At 36.3% G+C, this 18,973-nt stretch carries 16 protein-coding genes and 1 other RNA gene; 7 read left to right on the top strand and 10 right to left on the bottom strand.

Translation table 11 applies throughout. The annotated features are described in order from the left end of the window. Positions 1-801 precede the first annotated feature (801 nt). The 3 genes from ACIQ32_RS07025 to ACIQ32_RS07015 are packed head-to-tail and all read left to right on the top strand — an operon-like array spanning position 802 to position 3,954. Positions 802-2,013 carry a DUF262 domain-containing protein gene (locus ACIQ32_RS07025; RefSeq protein WP_396194977.1) on the top strand — a complete coding sequence of 404 codons (1,212 nt, stop codon included), beginning with the start codon at positions 802-804 and terminating at the stop codon, positions 2,011-2,013. Continuing rightward, positions 2,010-3,032 carry a DUF3696 domain-containing protein gene (locus ACIQ32_RS07020; protein WP_396194976.1) on the top strand — a complete coding sequence of 341 codons (1,023 nt, stop codon included), beginning with the start codon at positions 2,010-2,012 and terminating at the stop codon, positions 3,030-3,032. Before ACIQ32_RS07025 ends, ACIQ32_RS07020 begins: the two co-directional genes overlap by 4 nt. A gap of 10 nt (positions 3,033-3,042) precedes the next feature. Further along, complete coding sequence (locus tag ACIQ32_RS07015) at positions 3,043-3,954, top strand: hypothetical protein (RefSeq protein WP_396194975.1); 912 nt, start codon at positions 3,043-3,045, stop codon at positions 3,952-3,954. 79 nt (positions 3,955-4,033) lie between these two features. On the opposite strand, the gene ACIQ32_RS07010 is transcribed toward ACIQ32_RS07015, so the two are convergent. Further along, entirely contained in the window at positions 4,034-5,653 is a 1,620-nt protein-coding gene (locus ACIQ32_RS07010; protein WP_396194974.1) for an ABC-F family ATP-binding cassette domain-containing protein, read from the bottom strand. A gap of 150 nt (positions 5,654-5,803) precedes the next feature. Here ACIQ32_RS07010 and ACIQ32_RS07005 point away from each other — a divergent pair, with 150 nt between their 5' ends. Then, complete coding sequence (locus tag ACIQ32_RS07005) at positions 5,804-7,210, top strand: TlpA family protein disulfide reductase (protein WP_396194973.1); 1,407 nt, start codon at positions 5,804-5,806, stop codon at positions 7,208-7,210. A gap of 104 nt (positions 7,211-7,314) precedes the next feature. Here ACIQ32_RS07005 and fsa read toward each other — a convergent pair whose 3' ends face one another. The 4 genes from fsa to ffs all read right to left on the bottom strand — a co-directional run bounded on the left by fsa (position 7,315) and on the right by ffs (position 10,182). Continuing rightward, entirely contained in the window at positions 7,315-7,971 is a 657-nt protein-coding gene (gene fsa / locus ACIQ32_RS07000; RefSeq protein WP_396194972.1) for a fructose-6-phosphate aldolase, read from the bottom strand. 152 nt (positions 7,972-8,123) lie between these two features. After that, the gene (locus tag ACIQ32_RS06995; RefSeq protein WP_396194971.1) at positions 8,124-8,927 is read right to left on the bottom strand and encodes an SDR family oxidoreductase; all 804 of its coding nucleotides are present in this window, start codon (positions 8,925-8,927) and stop codon (positions 8,124-8,126) included. 96 nt (positions 8,928-9,023) lie between these two features. Then, positions 9,024-10,022, bottom strand: a complete 999-nt coding sequence (locus tag ACIQ32_RS06990; RefSeq protein ID WP_396194970.1) for an enolase C-terminal domain-like protein — start codon at positions 10,020-10,022, stop codon at positions 9,024-9,026. 61 nt (positions 10,023-10,083) lie between these two features. Then, positions 10,084-10,182: signal recognition particle sRNA small type (gene ffs, locus ACIQ32_RS06985), an RNA gene on the bottom strand. 85 nt (positions 10,183-10,267) lie between these two features. Between ffs and ACIQ32_RS06980 the strand changes: the two genes are divergently transcribed. Continuing rightward, the gene (locus tag ACIQ32_RS06980) at positions 10,268-11,329 is read left to right on the top strand and encodes a glutaminyl-peptide cyclotransferase (protein ID WP_396194969.1); all 1,062 of its coding nucleotides are present in this window, start codon (positions 10,268-10,270) and stop codon (positions 11,327-11,329) included. A gap of 70 nt (positions 11,330-11,399) precedes the next feature. Here the strand turns inward: ACIQ32_RS06980 and ACIQ32_RS06975 are convergent, their stop codons facing one another. Both ACIQ32_RS06975 and ACIQ32_RS06970 read right to left on the bottom strand, forming a co-directional pair. Further along, on the bottom strand, positions 11,400-11,981 hold the full coding sequence (locus ACIQ32_RS06975; protein ID WP_396194968.1) for a hypothetical protein: 582 nt from the start codon (positions 11,979-11,981) through the stop codon (positions 11,400-11,402). Between the two features lie 120 nt (positions 11,982-12,101). Beyond that, positions 12,102-12,827 (bottom strand): bacteriorhodopsin-like, encoded by a 726-nt coding sequence (locus ACIQ32_RS06970; protein ID WP_396194967.1) that lies wholly within the window; start codon positions 12,825-12,827, stop codon positions 12,102-12,104. Positions 12,828-12,940: 113 nt separating this feature from the next. Here ACIQ32_RS06970 and ACIQ32_RS06965 point away from each other — a divergent pair, with 113 nt between their 5' ends. Beyond that, the gene (locus tag ACIQ32_RS06965) at positions 12,941-13,831 is read left to right on the top strand and encodes a Brp/Blh family beta-carotene 15,15'-dioxygenase (RefSeq protein ID WP_396194966.1); all 891 of its coding nucleotides are present in this window, start codon (positions 12,941-12,943) and stop codon (positions 13,829-13,831) included. A gap of 68 nt (positions 13,832-13,899) precedes the next feature. Here the strand turns inward: ACIQ32_RS06965 and dnaK are convergent, their stop codons facing one another. The 3 genes from dnaK to rho all read right to left on the bottom strand — a co-directional run bounded on the left by dnaK (position 13,900) and on the right by rho (position 18,378). Continuing rightward, on the bottom strand, positions 13,900-15,786 hold the full coding sequence (dnaK, locus tag ACIQ32_RS06960) for a molecular chaperone DnaK (protein WP_396194965.1): 1,887 nt from the start codon (positions 15,784-15,786) through the stop codon (positions 13,900-13,902). A gap of 187 nt (positions 15,787-15,973) precedes the next feature. Next, the gene (locus ACIQ32_RS06955; protein ID WP_396194964.1) at positions 15,974-16,543 is read right to left on the bottom strand and encodes a hypothetical protein; all 570 of its coding nucleotides are present in this window, start codon (positions 16,541-16,543) and stop codon (positions 15,974-15,976) included. A gap of 95 nt (positions 16,544-16,638) precedes the next feature. Further along, a complete protein-coding gene (gene rho, locus ACIQ32_RS06950) occupies positions 16,639-18,378 on the bottom strand; it encodes a transcription termination factor Rho (protein ID WP_396194963.1) in 1,740 nt (579 codons plus the stop codon). A gap of 183 nt (positions 18,379-18,561) precedes the next feature. Here rho and ACIQ32_RS06945 point away from each other — a divergent pair, with 183 nt between their 5' ends. Further along, the gene (locus ACIQ32_RS06945; protein WP_396194978.1) at positions 18,562-18,972 is read left to right on the top strand and encodes a DUF4293 family protein; all 411 of its coding nucleotides are present in this window, start codon (positions 18,562-18,564) and stop codon (positions 18,970-18,972) included. Position 18,973 lies beyond the last annotated feature (1 nt).

Below are 18,973 nucleotides of genomic sequence, written 5' to 3'. Positions count from 1 at the left end.
AAGGCTTAATGAAACTTAATCAAAGACTTAACTTCTTAATGGTAATAATTGTTTTTGGAAGTTGGGAGTCTCAGTTGCAGTTGGTTTGGTTGATAACTTAGAAGCTTTGTGTGCTTTGTGCCTTCTTTGTGGCCTTCGTGGTTAAATGGATAACGGATGTTCAGATATTCAGATTACCGACAACCGACAACTTCCCAACCTTCGTGGTTAAATTGAGTTTGTAGTTGCAGTTGGCTCAAAAAAATTTAAACATTAAGAAGTTAAGAAAATTAAGGGATTCATTAAGGCTTAATGAAACTTAATCAAAGACTTAACTTCTTAATGGTAATAATTGTTTTTGGAAGTTGGGAGTCTCAGTTGCAGTTGGTTTGGTTGATAACTTAGAAGCTTTGTGTGCTTTGTGCCATCTTTGTGCACTTCGTGGTTAAATGGATAACGGATGTTCGGATAACCGACAACTTCCCCTTTCCCTTCGTACCTCGTACTTTGTACTTCTCACTTCCTAATTCCTAATTCCTAATTCATAATTGCTTCTTCCTTCCGACCAAAAACCAAAAAAATCGGTGAGCGGATTAATTTTATTAGAAATGAAAGGGAATGGTGGGGATTATTTATATTTGGGGAGATGGAGAATTAATGTCTATTTACAAGTTAAATCCAATCCTTTTGAAAATCATGGTCAATAAGTAATTTGTTTTGTATTCAAAAATCATATTAAATCTATTTCCATTTGTTAGAACAATATTTAGTATTTTAGTAAACGTTTTACATTAATTAATTTAAATTTATATACAAATCATCATGATTGATAATACTGAAGATATAGATATTTCAGCGCAAGGAGTTGAAGAAGAAAATGAAGAGTTTCAACCTTTTGATCCTGAAAAAATTTCTATTGATACAAAACCAATTACAATGGATACTTGTTTACGGAGATTAGAACAAGGAACTATAATTCTTAACCCAGATTTTCAAAGAAATGAAGTTTGGACTATGGAAAAAAAATGTAGGCTGATAGAATCCTTAATGTTGAAAATACCTTTACCAATGTTTTATGTATCAGCAGATGAAAAAGGGAATTTTTATGTTGTAGATGGTTTACAAAGATTAAGTACTATTAGAAGTTTTGTTTTAGGCGATAAATATCTACTATCAAAAAATCCAGATTTTAAAGGAGAAGGATTTGTTCTAGATGAACTTGAGTTTTGGGGACAACAATACAATCATTGTTCATTCAATGGTTTACCAATTAATATAAAAAACAGAATATTAGAAACAGGATTTACTTTTACAATTATAAATCCGGGAACGCCCGAAGAAGTAAAACGAAATATTTTTAAAAGAATTAATACTGGTGGGGAACCTTTAACTCCTCAAGAAATTAGGCATGCTCTTTACATAGGTGACTCAACAAGGCTTTTACTACGCTTATCTCAAATGAAAGAGTTTATTGAAGCCATAGGGAATTCTGTAAAATCAAATAGAATGATGGATAGAGAACTAATTCTTAGATTCTTATCTTTTACTGTTAGAGATTATACAAATTACCCTAAAAATAATGATATGGATTCTTTTTTAAGTGATACAATGAGAATTATTAATGTCATTACTAAGAACAATGAAAAAGAAACCGCTAAAGTTTTTAGAGATGGAATTCTAAAAGAGCATGTTTTAGTAAATAATATACTCGAATTAGAAAAACTCTTTTTAAAAGCTATGAATAGAGCTCAAATAATTTTTGAGGAACATACTTTCAGAAAAAGTTACCCTGGAAAAAGAAGAACTCCAATTAATAAAGCTTTATTTGAAGTCTGGAGTAGCTTATTAGCCAAAATTGATGAAGAGGAATTTAAAAATTTACAAAAAAACAGAGATCAATTTCTGGAAGAATATACATCATTGCTTGAAGATGGCAATTTTAATTATGCTATTTCAAGAGATAGTTTAAAAACCTCTTCTGTCAAAGAAAGGTACGAAAAGCTTAATAATTTACTAAATAAGTTCATAATATGATTAATGAAATAAACTTACAAGGTTTTAAATCTTTTTTAAGTAGGAAATTAATCTTAAATCGATTAACTGTTTTAACAGGGTTGAACAGTAGTGGCAAAAGTTCAATTATACAAGCACTATTGATATTAGAAAAAGCTAGTAAGGGAGAAAATAGTATTTTGTTAGATGGTCATGGGTCAGTAGAAGAAATACGAAATCAATATTATAGTGATAATATCAGGTTAACTGTTAGTAATAATAAGGATAAGGTATTCTCAACTGAACTTATCATTGGTACATCACAAGAACAATCATATTTTAACCATTCTAAAGAAGAATTTAATTTTCCAGAAATTATTTATATTTCAGCCAATCGCTTTGGCCCAAAAACATCTGTACCAATTTATAATGATAGTCTGAAACGAAATAGAATTGGAGCAAATGGTGAAAACATTTTCCAATTTATAAAATCTTTTGAAGATAAAACATTGAATACTAAGCTAATTCATCCGAATTCGGAAGGGGAAACTTTAGAGTATAATATTCGAGGATGGCTAAGTGTAATTTCTCCAAATGTGAAATTCCGTTATGAAATTGAAAAAAATAGTGATACTTCTTATTCAATGTTCAATGAACATAGATCAACAAATGTTGGATTTGGTTTAAGTTACTCACTATCTGTAATTACTTCTTTACTTATCGGAACACTAATCCCTAATAGTTTGGTAATAATTGAAAATCCTGAAGCTCATCTTCATCCAAAAGGACAAACAGAAATTGCTAAACTTATTTCACTTTGTGCAATGGTTGGAACACAAATAATAATTGAAACTCATAGTGATCATTTATTTGATGGTATCAGAATATCCGCAAAAGAAAATGAAGGCTTCGCCCAAGAAGTACAAATACATTGGTTTGAACTAAATGAAAATGAAAATACTGAAGTTTATTCACCAACACTTTTTGATGATGGCAGATTAGATAGTTGGCCAAAAGGATTATTTGACCAATTTGAATTAAACGCCTCTAAACTTTTATAATCAATATTCTATGTTTCAATTTTGTTTTAACGACTGCATTCCAAATGATGGAACTAATGATATGCTAGTGAATCACTTATCCACAACATTAACTCATTATGATCAAATAAAGAATAAATTCCCTTCGAATATTGATGGCATAATTACAGACAGATATCCTACTAAATTAATTTTAAATAATATAGATTTTTCACTTGCAAACTGTATCGAACAATTAAATCGTGAGTTAAAGAAGATTGCTTTAATCAACTTCAATAAATATCCCCTTGAATATTATTTCACAATAACTGATGAAGATAATTTAATTAAAGGCGAATTTTCGATTGATATAAATAAAATTTCCTACGATGGTATAAACGCAAAAATTGTGGAGGAAAATGAAGGGATTTTGTTTAGTCTGCCAGTTCATAATGATTTAAAGAAGAACAAATTAACGATTAGCAATAATCAAAATGAAAAGTATAATGTGTTAAATCAATATGGTGATGATTCAAATACTGAATTTATTTTAGATTTGATTAATGCTGATTTAATTCAAAGCAAAGAAGGTTTTCAAAAACTGATAGCAATTATAGGCAATTGTATTTATAATGAGAGATTTCAAAGAGAATTTGAAAATTTACCTTCATCAACTCAAAAAAAAGTATTAGATCATACTGTACAATCAATAAATAGAAAAGAAAAAACAAGATTTTATCCAGACGATAAAATTATAAAGGATGTTACTCCTAATAAAGAAGCCGATATAAAAGTATTTGAAATGAGAGTGTTTAATCCTCTTGCACTCAGAATTTATTTTTATGAAGCAGAAGAAAAAGTTTATTTTGGAGGTATTGAAAAAAAACCTAAAAAAAAGGTACAAAATTTAGATATCTTAAATGCTGCGTCTGTAATTAAAGAATTAATTATAACGAAAGGATAATTTAAACAATGAGAAGTCAAATTTCTAATGCCATCTGTAACAACACAATCAAAAAAACCGCCCAAAGGCGGTTTTTCTATTAATTATACATCTTCTTCCTCAACTCCTGCACCTTCTCATCTTCCAAATACTCATCAAAAGTCATATATCGATCAATAACACCATTTGGTGTAATTTCTAAAACTCGGTTCGCCACCGTTTGAGCAAACTCGTGATCGTGCGTGGTGAACAATACAGAGCCTTTAAAGTTTTTCAAGGAGTTGTTAAACGCCGTGATCGATTCCAAATCTAAGTGGTTGGTTGGTTCGTCTAGCATTAACACATTGGCACGAATCATCATCATGCGCGATAGCATACAACGTACTTTTTCGCCTCCGGATAATACCGTACATTTCTTTAAAGCTTCTTCGCCTGAGAAAATCATTTTCCCTAAGAAACCACGAACGTATACTTCGTCGCGCTCTTCTTCGGTTTTCACGAATTGGCGTAACCAATCTACCAAGTTTAAACTGCCGTCGGTAAAGAACGCGCTGTTATCATTCGGTAAATACGATTGCGTGGTGGTAATTCCCCATTCGTAAGTCCCGGCATCGGCTTTTTGGTTGCCGTTTAAAATTTCGTAGAAAGCGGTCGTAGCACGCGAATCTTTCGAGAACACCACTACTTTATCGCCTTTGGCCATGTTCAAATCGACGTTCTTAAACAAGACTTCGCCGTCTATTGAAGCGGCTAGGTTTTGCACGTGTAGGATTTGGTCGCCGGCTTCTCTTTCTACGTCAAATATAATCGCTGGATATCTTCTACTTGACGGTCTGATTTCGTCTAAGTTTAGTTTTTCAATCATTTTTTTACGGGAAGTCGCTTGCTTAGACTTCGCCACATTTGCACTAAAACGACGGATGAACTCTTCCAACTCGGCTTTCTTCTCCTCTGCCTTTTTGTTTTGTTGTGCTTTTTGACGCGCCGCTAACTGGCTCGACTCATACCAAAAAGTATAGTTTCCGGAGTAATGATTGATCTTAGAAAAATCGATATCCGAAATGTGCGTACACACCGAATCCAAAAAGTGACGGTCGTGCGATACTACAATTACCGTGTTTTCATAATTGGCCAAGAAGTTCTCCAACCACGAAATGGTTTCGAAATCCAAGTCGTTCGTAGGCTCATCCATTACCAACACATCCGGGTTCCCGAAAAGCGCTTGGGCTAACAAGACACGAACTTTCATCTTTCCTTCCATCTCACTCATCAAAGTGTAATGCTGGTCGGCACCAATCCCTAAGTTCGACAACATGGCTCCGGCATCAGACTCGGCGTTCCAACCGTTCATTTCTTCAAACTGCACTTGCAACTCGCCTATTCTGTCGGCATTTTTATCATCGTAATCGGCATACAAAGCATCCATTTCCGATTTAACCGCATACAACACTTTATTGCCCATCATCACGGTTTCCAACACGGTATGCTCATCGAACATGTTGTGGTTTTGGTTCAATACCGACATGCGTTTGCCCGGTTCCAAGAACACTCTTCCGGAAGTTGGGTCGATGTCGCCGGCTAAAATTTTAAGAAAAGTAGATTTTCCGGCACCATTAGCACCAATCACACCGTAGCAATTGCCTTGGGTGAACGTGGTATTGACTTCGTCGAATAAAATTCGTTTCCCAAATTGTACCGATAAATTAGAAACTGTTAACATGAAATGTGTTTTATTAAATTCGGTGCAAAAGTAGTGAATAGTGTTCAGTTGGCAGTGTAGAGTTGGCAGTTTTTTAACGCGTTTATTTAACTATTGATTAACAATATTATCCAAACCAACTGAATATTTTTGTTTATTAGTTTCTTTTCAATGCATACCTACAGAAATATAAAAGTTATTGCCTTTCTTGTTCCTTTGCTAGTGCTGATGAGCTCGTGTAAAAACGAATTCAAAAGGAATGACTACGTGGCTTACTTTGGCGGAGAAATCGTAAATCCGAATAATCCTTATGTCCTTTTCTGCAAAGACAATCAAGTTATTGATTCGATTAAGTTAGACAAAAACAACCGCTTTTTTGTTCAGTTTGATTCGTTAGCGCCAGGTTTGTATACTTTCAAACACGAACCGGAATACCAATATGTTTACTTTGATAAAAACGACAGTTTGATGGTGCGTGTCAACACGCGTGACTTTGACAACTCGGTGATTTTTTGCGGACGCGGCGATCAAAAAAACAACTTTCTCATGGAACAGTATTTGAAAAATGAGAAAGACAAAAATTTGGTTTTTAGTGCTTTTGATAAAGATATTGAGCAGTTTACCCAAACCATTGATTCTACTTACCAAAAGTCTACTCAATTTTACAACAGCAAAAAAGAGGAAATCAAATGGAGTGAGGATTTTGACGTATACGCCAAAGCTTCTTTAGATTTTCCTTATTACTCCAGAAGAGAACTGTATCCGATGGTACACAAAATGAGAACCGGAAAAGACGTGTACGAAAAGATACCACAAGATTATTACGACTTTAGAAAAAACATAGATTACAACAATGCGGCACTTTCTGATTTTTCTCCTTTTGTAGTGTACCTTTCGCACATGCTCAACAATATGGGCGCCATTAATTACCACAATCATTTTACCGAAGTAGATTTGGCTTTGAAGACCAACATCAACAAAATGACTATAGCCGATACCTTAATTAAAAACGAAAAGGTAAAAAACACCATACTCAACAATATCGCTTTTTCTTATTTGTTGGAAGACCAAAACATGGTAAACAACCAAAGCTTTTTTGCTACTTACCACAAAATTTCTACCGATAAGAGTCAGAAAAACGAAATCATCAAAATTGGAGATGCCATTCAGTTGCTAAAAGCCGGCAGCAAACTCCCCGAAGCTACACTCTTAAACAAAAACGGTCAAAAGGTAAGTTCCAACACTTTTGCCAACCAAAAAACCGTTGTCTTCTTTTGGACGTCCAATGCGGTGTCTCATTTTGAAGCAGCCCATAAAAAGATCATCGATTTCAGAAAAAAACATCCTGAGTATCAGTTTGTAGGCATCAACCTTAACGATACCCAAGAAGAATGGAAAGGCATCATGGCCAAGTATAAATTTGGCGGCGTAACCGAATTGCGCTGCACCGATTTTGAAGACCTCAAATCCAAATGGGTCATCACCAAAATCCACCGCACCATCATTTTAGGTGATAAAGGGTTGATAAAAAATGCGTTTACCAACATCTTTGAGTTGAATTTTGAAGAAGAATTGTAGTTAGATTTTCGGATAACAGAAAAAAAAAACGTCTCGATAAATCGAGACGTTTTTTTATAATTATAGTTTCCGACAACCGACAACCTTCAACCGACAACTTAATCTTATTGATTCCCCTTAGCATAATCGGCTAAAAACTGAGCCAAGCCAATATCGGTCAACGGGTGTTTCAACAAACCTAAGATAGAAGACAACGGTCCGGTCATGACATCGGCACCAATTTTAGCACAATTCACCACGTGCATCGTGTGACGCACAGAAGCCGCTAAAATTTGGGTTTCAAAACCGTAGTTGTCATAGATATCTCTGATTTCCTGAATTAAATTCAAACCATCGGTAGACACATCATCCAATCTGCCTAAGAATGGGGAAACGTAAGTCGCACCTGCTTTAGCCGCCAACAAAGCTTGTCCGGCAGAGAAAACCAAAGTTACATTGGTTCTGATGCCTTTATCCGAAAAATATTTACAAGCTTTGATACCGTCTTTGGTCATGGGCAATTTTACTACGATTTGCTCGTGTAATTCGGCCAACTCCTCGCCTTCTCTTACCATACCGTCATAATCGGTGGCAATAACTTCGGCACTTACATCGCCTTCTACAATGTTGCAAATGTCAACGTAATGTTTTAAGATATTATTTTTTCCGGTAATGCCTTCTTTAGCCATCAACGACGGATTGGTAGTAACGCCATCCAAAACACCCAGTCCTTGGGCTTCTTTAATCTCGTTTAAATTGGCTGTGTCAATAAAAAATTTCATAGTGTAATGTTTTGTAAAAAGTTGTGTTTTGTTTTCGATATGCAAAAGTACATATTTTTTTAGGTTCTGAGGTACTAAGGCACTAAGGTTCTAAGGTTTTTTTCTTAGTGCCTTTTGACCTCAGTACCTTAGCGCTTTAGAGCCTTAGCACCTTAAAGCTTATAGTGATTCATCAACATTTTTTCGTAAACCCTATCGGGCAATATCCTTTTCAAAACGATAGAGAACTTTTGCATAAAGGCGCCGACTTTATAATGCAATTTCGGATTCGCATCGTTGATGATTTGGTAAATCGCCATCGCCATTTCATCGGGATTACTGCCGCTGTCTACGTGTTCGTCCATTTGTTTTAAGGTATTGCCATAAGGTGTTTCATAAGCCGAGCCGGCGATAACCGGTGCGTGGTATCGACCTGAAGCAATATTGGTGGCAAAATCGCCCGGTGCTACGTTAACCACATTTATTCCAAAAGATTTGACTTCCATACTGATGGCTTCAGTAATGATTTCCAAAGCGCCTTTTGAGGCCGAATACACGCCGCGATAAGGCAATCCCATATAACCGGCAATGGAAGTGATATTGATGATTAAGCCCGAGTTTTGTTCGCGCATTGGCGGTAAAACGACTTTGATGACTTCAATCGGGCCAAAAAAATTGGTTTCGAAATTATTCTTGATTTCCGCTGTTGGAATTTCTTCTATAGGACCGGTAATCCCAACGCCGGCGTTGTTGATGACTACGTCGATTCGCTTGGAAATTGAAATTATTTTGTCGACCGCCTGTTTAATACTATCGGTATTGCGCACATCCAAAGCAATTAAGGGAAATAGTGAATTGGAAATTTTCTCCGGATTTCTGCTGGTTCCGTAAACGGTGAATCCTTTGTGGAATAAAAACTCGCCGATGGCTTTGCCAATACCCGAAGAACCACCGGTGATTAAAACTACTTTGCTCATATTTAAAAAGATAAAAGAGAATAGAATATAGAGAATAGATTCTTTCTCTTAAAAACAGAACTTCTATTTTCTATGTTCTATTTCGGATAAAGATAATTAGTTTATTTTGATACCCAAACCGTGATTTTCGTTTAGCTGAATTTTACCATTGACAATCCGGCTGCCTTGAGCAATGTCGTTGGCGATTAAATTGGCACCGTCTAAATCGGCGTAATCGCATAAAGGCGCTAAAACCGCTCCGGCCGAAATTCCTACACTGGATTCGGTCATACAGCCTATCATGATTTTGAAATTTAAGGCTCGTGCTGCTTTAATCATCTCCAAAGCCGGCGTTAAACCGCCACATTTGACTAACTTGATATTGATGCTTTGGTAATGTGGCAGCAAATCATTCAAGACACTGATATCCTGACAATCTTCATCAGCCATCCAATTGGCAAACTTGTCGGAATGCAAGGTGGCATATTGCGCCAGTCCTATTTTCATGGGCTGTTCCAAATAAAGGAACTTTGAAACCCACTCGTTATTTTTCAACCAACTACATTCTTCTGGTGTAAAACTGCCGTTGGAATCTAAGGCAATATTTTTATCGAGTTGCAACAATTGGTTGATATCGCTTTCGCTGAAATGGCTGCATTTGACTTTAAACTTAGACCAAGCGGATTGTTTTATTTTTTCGATTTGCTTTTCGACTGAATCCACACTAATGGTTATGGATGATTCCGGAAGTTGATTGGCATTGATTTGATTTAGTGTCGAAAAACTCTTTTTTTCCAACTTGCCAAACAAATCCCAATACGCACAATCCAGAGCAGAACGCAAAAAACTGGCAAGAGTAAGTGTTAGCAGAAAAGCATAAAAAGCCGTCGGATGGAGTATTTTTTGGTTTTCGATAGCAGACTGTGACTTTTTCAGGATTTGCTCAAAATCCGTTAAATTAATACCGTAATAATCTATCGAAGTACATTCGCCATACCCTTTTTCCCCATGACTTTGGAGCGTTACAATTAAAGCTTCTCTGTAAGTGTAATTTCCATACGCTATGGCAAAGGTTTCTTTGAGTTGAAAACGAACTATTTGCCAGTGTAAAGTCATAAGTGTAAAAATAAAGAATCCCGATTTGTTATAAAAACCAAACGGGATTCTTTTTATAAAAAAATGGCAAGCGACCTACATCGCACCGCTACAACCACATACCTTTGCTATGTTCCCATCCTGGAGGATTTTGTAGGAGCTGGTCGTGTAGGACTTGCCGCTGCAAATATACAATCTTTTTATTTTTTTGCAATAATTTAAGACCATAATAAATATATTTGTGAGAGAAAATTATCCTGAAAAATATGAAATTGCATAACCTATTCATAACCACATTTTTAACCCTAAACTTAGTCGGTTGCGGCGATAGTCAAGAAGAAAAAGAACGCTATTTTAGTATTGATGAAAGTCAGTTAAAGTCGATTTACCAAGCCACGGATAAAGTCGATTTTACCCTATTGAACAACGAAAACAAAACCATTGACAGTGTGGTTTACTTTTCCAATGGAGAACGAATAGCCTCGGTAAAAGGAAATGACAAATTTTCTTTCGATTTGAACGGAAAAAAACTCGGTTACCATCAGATTAAGGCGTTAGTGTATTTTGAAAAAGATACCGTTTCCACTAAAACTCGTATAGAAGTAGCTTCGGGAATTGTTCCGAAATTAATGAAATACACTGTGGTGAATACTTATCCTCATGATGTGAATGCTTTTATTGAAGGCTACGAATTTTACAATGACACGCTGATCGAAAGTACCGGCTCTCCGAGCGGAACGCCGTATTTATCGTATGTCGCTAAGGTGGATTACAAAACCGGAAAAACCCTCAAGCAAGTAGGTTTGGATAAAAAATATTTTGGCGAAGGCACTACGGTGATTAATGGCAAAATTTACCAATTGACTTGGCAAAATCAGGAAGGATTTATTTATGATGCCCAAACGATGAAAAAAATCAAATCGTTTGCTTATGATAAACCGGTTGAAGGTTGGGGAATGACCAACGATGGTAAGATGATTTTCCATTCCGACGGGACGGAAAAAATATGGACTATGGATCCGGAAACTTTAAAACTAACCGATTACATCAACGTGTACACCAACGACAGTAAAATTAAAAGTGTAAACGAATTGGAATGGATAAACGGAAAAATCTATGGTAACATTTGGCAAAAAGATGCTATTGCGGTAATCAATCCAACCAATGGCGCTGTGGAAGCCGTATTGGATTTATCGGCTTTGCGTGCACAAGTAACCAATAAAGAAGCCGAAGTATTAAACGGTATTGCTTATAGAAAATCAACCCAAACGATATTCGTTACCGGTAAAAACTGGAATAAGACTTTTGAAATTAAGGTAACGGAATAGTTTATAAAAACACAAATTCGCCCATTATATTACTTAATAATTGGCGAATTTGCAATCCTATTAATTTACCTTACTTCTTCATCAGATATTCCATTTTGGTAACATCATACACCCATTTTATATCTTGTTTTTTTCCCTTTTGAGTGATTGTCCCATCTGCATTTAAAACCATTTCAAAACCGTCTTTACGAACTTTTTCCTGGGTTTCGGTAGCAGCTGTTCCACCTAAAGAAACAACTTCCTTAATATAAGTAGTGGTTTGCGTGTTAGAAAAAACCTGTTTTTTATTGGTTATTTCATAAACAATAGAATAAACTATAGTAATGTCATCAGTCCTTTTCGGGGTTTTTATCTGAGTAATTTCGGTCCAAGTCAATAAATACAATTTGATTCCGGCGGCAGTGAATGCAGTTAATTTACAATTCGTTGGCTTGAAATTAGCCTCTGCAGCTTTGACAATCATAGCATCTTTTTCTTTGCCGTTTTCGTTAATCGTTACTTGAAAGTTTCCTTTTTTGACTTCGGCTACCAAATTATCGGCTTTGGCCAATCCGGAAGCGGCAGTTGTTGTTTTTTTAGCAGTTGACTTCTTCTGACTGAAGGCATTGGTACTTAACAAAGCGAGTAACACCAATAGAACAATTCTTTTCATGGATACAATGTTTATTTAAGGTGATTCGAATATACAAAATAATTGATTCGATGGATGTTAAATAAAAAAAGCCGACTTGTACAGGTACAAGTCGACTTCACAACATAAAACTTATTTAATTTACTCTTTCGTAGATTTAACAGCCAAGTTGTAGATAACCAAACCAAAGCCGATTTTGTTAATCGCATCAGCAATGTTGTAAGCTACATCCACGTTACCTTTGCCTAGTAATCCGGTATACCAACCTTCAGTACCTAACATGTACCCTAAAGGATAGATAGCCCAACCCACTAAAACAAACCAACATAAAATTTTGTGAGCAGCCAGCACTTCTCCTCCGGCTGACTTGGCTAATTTAGAAGCTTCGCCCATCCAAATTTCATAAACGATAGCAAAATAAGCTAAACCGGAAACTAATCCCCATAACCAAGCATTGGTTGGATCAACAGCTTCTCCAAAATAACCGGTTACTAACATCACTAATGAATAGATAATCATTTTCCATAGCAAAGACTGTTTCGCTCCGGCAATTTTCAGAATTAAATAAAACTCTAAACACATTAACGGCACGGTTAACACCCAGTCAACATAACGGAAAAAAGTTGGTGATTCACCAAAACTAGCCCAATAATCTCTCATGTAGAAATAATGAACCGCAGCAATAAAAGTAATTAACCCGGAAACTAAAACAGACACACGCCACTTCTTATCGAATTGGCTAAGGGACAAAAAGAAAAAGGCTGAAGCAGCCATCATGGCCATACAACCGATAAAAAAGGTGAAACCTACATAATCAGTTGGTAACATTTTCGAAATTAAAGCAGTAGAAGTTAATAAATTTGTCATAATATAAAGTATTAAGATTATTTGTTTAACCAAATTTAAAAATGTTTAAACAATAAAAATAATTTTGTTTAACTATTTTTTTATATCTTTAAACAAATTAATATTCAAGTTTAATGACAAATTCTAACAATTTCGGCATCGTTTTAAGTTTTTTTGGATTGTGGATTACTACATATTTTTCTATTGAATATCAACAAATTACAGGATTTGTAATCATATTCTTATTTGGAATACTGCATGGCTCTAACGATTTGCTGATCATTTCAAAAATCCGCTCTCAAAAAGTAGCCGTAACTTACCCAAAAATATTATTTTACTATTTGGTGTTTGTCTCCGTGGGCATTTTATTGTTTTATAGTTTACCCGCTTTTGCTTTGCTCCTTTTTATAGTCATTAGTGCTTACCATTTTGGGGAACAACATTGGCATTTTTTGAATACAAAGACGATTTCAAAAACAGTGATTGCTTTCCAAACCTTATACGGTTTGTTTTTGTTGGCAATGCTTTTTAATTTTCATTCGGAAGAAGTCAAGACAATCATGGAGCAAATCATCAGACTCCCTTTAGTACAGATTAATTTTAACCACATTTTACTTTTCATCGGCGTGCTCCTTTTAATAAACAGTTTGATTTTGTATTCAAAAAGCGAACGTTTTGGTAAAGAGATAGTGGTGAATTTGGTTTACCTGATTGTCTTGGGTATTATTTTCAAAAACTCAAATCTCATTTGGGCATTCGCCATTTATTTTATTGTATGGCATAGTTTGCCGTCGATGAAGCAGCAAATTTGCTTCTTATATGGCCATTACTCCTTTCAAAACTTTATGCGCTATTTTAAAGCAGCTTTTGTGTATTGGCTTTTTTCGTTGCTCGGCATTTTACTTTTGTATGTTTTGTTTAAAGACAAAGAAATTTTTAAAGCCCTATTTTTTTCATTTTTAGCAGCTATTACCTTTCCGCATACTTTAGTCATTATGAAAATGCAAAACAACAATAATAAGTAATCCTAAATGGTATAAATAAAAAAAGCCGGACAAACGTCCGACTTTTTTAACTTATAATGATTACAAAATTACTTCACTTCTTCGAATTCTACGTCTTGAGTGTTGTCCCCTTGGGCTTCAGCTTGTGGTTGAGCTTCTTGGGCTTGACCTTCACCTTGCGCTTTATACATTTCTTCTGAAGCATTTTTCCAAGCTTCATTGATTTTGTCTAAAGCCGGTTGGATGGTGGCCACATCCTTGGATTCGAAAGCCACTTTCAATTCGTCTAAAGCCGATTGGATAGCGGTTTTGTTGCCTTCTGATAACTTATCTCCAAATTCACCCAATTGTTTTTCGGTTTGGAAAATCATGCTGTCGGCTTCGTTTAGTTTATCTGCTTTTTCTTTGGCTTGTCTGTCAGACTCCGCGTTCATTTCAGCATCTTTCTTCATTCTTTCGATTTCTTCCGGAGTTAATCCTGAAGACGCTTCGATACGAATGTCGTGAGATTTTCCGGTTCCTTTATCCGTAGCCGATACTTTGATGATACCGTTGGCATCGATGTCGAAAGTCACTTCAATTTGAGGTACACCTCTCGGAGCAGGCGGAATGCCGTCTAAGTGGAAACGACCGATGGTTTTGTTATCGGCAGCCATGGTTCTTTCACCTTGGATCACGTGGATTTCAACACTTGGCTGATTGTCGGCAGCAGTTGAGAATACTTGTGATTTTTTGGTTGGAATGGTAGTATTTGACTCGATTAATTTAGTCATTACATTCCCCATAGTTTCAATTCCTAACGATAAAGGCGTAACGTCTAGCAACAATACATCTTTTACATCACCGGTTAAAACACCTCCTTGAATAGCAGCACCAATTGCTACTACTTCATCAGGGTTTACTCCTTTTGATGGTTTTTTACCAAAGAATTTCTCTACTTGCTCTTGGATCACCGGGATTCTGGTAGAACCACCAACCAAGATTACTTCGTCGATATCTGAAGTCGATAAACCGGCGTCTTTTAACGCTTTGATTACCGGTTCCATAGAACGTTTTACCAAAGTTTCTGCCAATTGCTCGAATTTAGCACGAGTTAACGTTTTTACTAAGTGTTTCGGACCTGAAGCAGTAGCCGTAACATAAGGCAAGTTGATTTCTGTTTGTGTGGAAGAAGACAACTCGATTTTGGCTTTTTCAGCTGCTTCTTTTAAACGTTGTAAAGCCATTGGATCTTTGCGCAAATCAACCCCTTCTTCGGTATTGAAATCGTTAGCCATCCAATCGATGATTACTTGGTCGAAGTCATCTCCACCCAAGTGAGTATCCCCATTAGTCGACAATACTTCAAAAACGCCGTCGCCTAATTCCAAAACAGAGATATCAAAAGTTCCTCCGCCTAAATCGTAAACTGCAATTTTTTGGTCTTTACCTGCTTTGTCTAATCCGTAAGCTAAGGCCGCAGCTGTTGGCTCGTTGATGATACGCATTACTTTAAGACCGGCAATTTCTCCGGCTTCTTTCGTAGCCTGACGTTGCGCATCGTTAAAGTATGCCGGAACCGTAATAACGGCTTCGGTAACCGCATGACCCAAATAATCTTCGGCTGTTTTTTTCATTTTTTGCAATGTCATCGCTGACAATTCTTGTGGAGTGTACAAACGACCATCGATGTCTACACGTGGTGTATCGTTGTCACCTTTCACTACTTTGTAAGCTACAGTTGAGGCTTCTTTAGCACTTTCTGTATACTTGTTCCCCATAAAACGCTTGATAGACGCTATGGTTTTGGTTGGGTTAGTCACCGCTTGTCTTTTCGCAGGATCACCCACTTTAATTTCGCCACCTTCTACAAAAGCAATTACAGACGGTGTAGTTCTTTTACCTTCTGCGTTAGCAATTACAACTGGTTCTCCACCTTCCATAACGGCTACACAAGAGTTGGTTGTACCTAAGTCGATACCAATAATTTTTCCCATTTTTATTTTCTCCTTTTAATTTATTTTTTGATTATTCCTCTACGAGTGAATAGTACTTTGTGTTGTACGCTTTGCCAAATGACAACTATTATGCCATGGGGAATTTGAGTCTAAATTGTCAGTTTTGGGTGAATTTTGCTGACAAGATGACATTTTAAGTACGAAGTTAGAAGTTAGAAGTACGAAGTTATGTCTTGATTTTATTGGGCTTTGAATAATAGAAAAGCAACATATTGACAAAGATGAAAGCATAATAACCCCATTTGATTTGGCGGAAGTGCTCGAAAGAACTTTCTAAAAAAATGATGTACAAAAGGGTGAATAAGATTAATATAGTGTTAGCCAGAGCCAAATTATTAAAAAGCCTAATCCTGTCAGCAAAAGTCAAAAGAATCAAACCGAAGGAGATTACAATGATAATATCAAATACAAATGAGATTAATATTCCCAAATCTTTATACCACTCTTCCTTTTTGAATGCATTAGAAACTTCCTCTTTAAATTCTTTGAAAGTTGTATCTTGAATGGCATAAATAGAAAAACTGGCTATTTGAAATCCATTAAAGGATAAATCATCTACCACAACATTGTAGATGTTTTGAAAAAAAGTTTTCTCTATTAGTTTTCCGTTTGCGTCATATTCATCATAGGATTTTAAAAAACCATTTTTCCTGTTCTCACAAGAATCATAAAACGGTGCCATTAATAATAAAAAACCTAATAAGGATAACAATCGGAGTCTTTTGGTAGTTTTCATAGGATAAAATTTAAAGGTTCTTAAGCCAATCTTAAGACAACTTACCAAAGCGTATGCCAAAAAAAATCCCAACCTGTATAGTTGGGATTTTCTATTTAGTCGTTCATCGAAATCAGGAATTCATCGTTGTTTCGGGTTTTCTTGATTTTATCGTTGATGGTATCCATCGCTTCAACCGGATTCATATCGGCTAAGAACTTGCGGAGAATCCACATTCTTTGCAGTGTTTTTTCATCTAATAATAAATCATCACGACGCGTGCTTGAGGAAGTCAAATCGATGGCCGGGAAAATTCTGCGGTTGGCAATTTTTCGGTCCAATTGTAACTCCATGTTACCCGTTCCTTTAAATTCTTCGAAAATTACTTCGTCCATTTTAGAACCGGTTTCGGTTAATGCTGTAGCGATAATACTTAGTGAACCACCGTTTTCTACGTTACGAGCGGCACCGAAGAAACGTTTTGGTTTTTGCAAAGCATTTGCATCCACTCCACCCGATAATACTTTACCGGATGCCGGTTGCACCGTATTATAGGCTCTGGCCAAACGCGTAATCGAATCCAACAAAATCACCACATCGTGACCACACTCTACCAAACGTTTGGATTTCTCTAAAACAATATTGGCAATTTTTACGTGTTCCATAGGTTCTCTATCGAAAGTAGACGCAATCACTTCCCCGCGAACGCTGCGTTGCATGTCGGTTACCTCTTCCGGACGTTCATCGATTAGCAATACAATTAAGTATACTTCAGGATGATTGGCCGCAATGGCGTTGGCAATGTCTTTTAACAACATGGTTTTACCCGTTTTGGGTTGCGCTACTATCATACCGCGTTGGCCTTTTCCAATTGGGGAAAACAAATCCATCACACGGGTAGAAACGCTGGCCTGCTTGTCGGCTATATTGAATTTTTCTTTAGGGAATATCGGCGTTAAATGCTCAAATGACACTCGGTCACGCACTACTTGCGGATCGTGCCCGTTGATTTTTAAAACTTTCACCAATGGGAAGAACTTTTCACCTTCTTTGGGTGGACGCACCACTCCTTTTACAGTATCTCCGGTTTTCAAACCAAACAATCGAATTTGCGAAGTTGACAAATAAATATCATCCGGTGATGCTAAATAATTGTAATCGGAAGAACGCAAGAATCCGTAACCGTCGGGCATCATTTCCAAAACGCCTTCGCTTTCAATGATACCATCAAATTCGTAATCGGCATCACGGAAATTGTTTTGTTTTTTTCCTTTAAAGTTAGGGTTGTTGGTATTGCCGTTTCCGTTGTTTTGTAGTTTATTCGAGGAATTATCGGCTGTGTTTTGAGAAGGATTCTGATTTTTGTGTCGGTGTTGTCGATTTTCCTCCGGAGAAGAATTGGGTTGGCTTTCGGTTGGAACTACAGTTGGCTCGCCCAGAACTTCCGTTTCTGAAGATTCATTAGAGTTACCGTTTTCCGGTTGACCGCCATCATTATCATTTTTAAACTGCTTCTTTTCAAAAGGTTTTTTGAATTTATTTTTCTTGACTTCAAATGTCGGTTTATCTTCTGTTGTGGTGGTTGCTAAGTTTTCCTGTGCAAACAAATCACCGGTAGTGGTTTCCGTCTCTTTCGGATTGGGCGCTATACGCGTTCGTTTCGTTTTGCTCTCTTTCGCTTTTGGCGCTTCGGATGCAGACTTACTTTCATCGGCAACAGTTTTGCTTTGGTGCTCTAAAATTTGCGCAATTAATGCGTCTTTTTTGGCGCCGGCCACTTTAATGGTTTTGGCCAACTTGGCAATTTCTTGAAGCTCAGTAAGCTTCATTTCTTTTAAGGCGGAAATATCAAACATCGATACTGTGGTGAATAAAATTATATTTTTTGGGAAATACTAAAAAATGTGGGTGGAAAAATGGTATAGAAACATCCGAAGATGAAGTACTTGCGGATTTGCTATGCAATAATACAAATAATATTTTAGGATGCAATAGTATTTTATTAAAAAGAAACTTTATTTTTGTGGCTCTATTTCAAGATTATGTTTAGAATACAAACTTATTATTTAATAGCCAGCTTACTCGTTACAGGCGTATTGCCGTTTTTATTCCCATTGTGGTCTATTGCGGATAAACCCTTTTATTTTATGGCTGATATGGTTTATGTGAGTTTGTTTGGTTTGAGTACCACACTCTCATTACTAAGCATTTTATCTCACGCAAAAAGACAACAACAATTTGTCATGGGCAGATTGAATATCATATTGAATTTAATTTTATTAGGATTATTGGTGTATCGAACACTAACTGCATCTGGAGGAACGACTGCTGTTCCTGAGAAAGGTGTTGGGATGTTCTTACCTATTTTTTCTATCGTATTCTTGGTTTTGGCCAACAAAGCCATCAAAAAGGATGAAGATCTTGTAAAATCTGTGGATCGATTGCGATAAA

Source organism: Flavobacterium sp., assembly GCF_044373165.1.
GTDB lineage: Bacteria > Bacteroidota > Bacteroidia > Flavobacteriales > Flavobacteriaceae > Flavobacterium.
Note: the sequence above shows the minus strand (reverse complement) of the source record. Positions and strands in the feature narration are given on the sequence as shown.